General features: G+C 71.1%; 1 protein-coding gene. It reads right to left on the bottom strand.

Annotated elements, in window-relative coordinates:
• Nucleotides 1-56: 56 nt before the first annotated feature.
• Nucleotides 57-636 (bottom strand): OmpA family protein (locus CCN56_RS40845; RefSeq protein ID WP_107484326.1); only part of this gene is annotated, 580 nt, incomplete at its 5' end.

The following is a 636-nucleotide window of genomic DNA, read 5'->3' as shown; positions in this document are numbered from 1 at the left end:
GGGTGTAGCTCCGCCATCCGGGAGCGGATGGCGGAGCTACACCCCTAGCCGGGCACTCACGGCGTGCTGGGTGCGCTGGACGCGGTCCGGGGGAAGGAGATCTCGACGCGCCGGTTCTTCTTCCGGCCCTCCTCGGTGCCGTTGTCGGCGATCGGGTAGTCCTCGCTATAGCCGCGGATGTCGAAGGTCGTCCCCGGGTCGAGGGCGCGGGCCAGCACCTGCTGCACGGCGACGGCCCGTTCCTTGGACAGCTTGAGCCCGTGCTCGTACGTCCCGAGGTTGTCGGTGAACCCGAAGACCCGGACCCGCCCGGACCCCATCTTGTTGATCTCGGCGGCGATGGCGGCGATACGGGCGTTGGCGGCGGGCGAGAGCTTGGCGCTGTTCTTCGGGAACAGGACCTCTGCTTGGAGCGCGAACGTCACGTCGACGTTGGTGTCCTGGCGGCGCTGCTGCCCGCCCTCCTCCTCGACGATCTGCTTGATGTCGAGGACCTTGGCGGGGGCGAGGGTGGCGCCGTCGGGGAGCATCAGGCCGGGTGCGTTCGGGTCGATGACGGGGGCGGGCGAGGAGGTGCCGGCGGGGCCGGGGGCGTCGTCGGCGTAGGCGGGCATACCGGCGAGCGGCCCGAGGACC

This window comes from Streptomyces sp. NRRL B-24572, assembly GCF_002156145.1.
Lineage (GTDB): Bacteria > Actinomycetota > Actinomycetes > Streptomycetales > Streptomycetaceae > Streptomyces > Streptomyces vietnamensis.
Note: the sequence above shows the minus strand (reverse complement) of the source record. Positions and strands in the feature narration are given on the sequence as shown.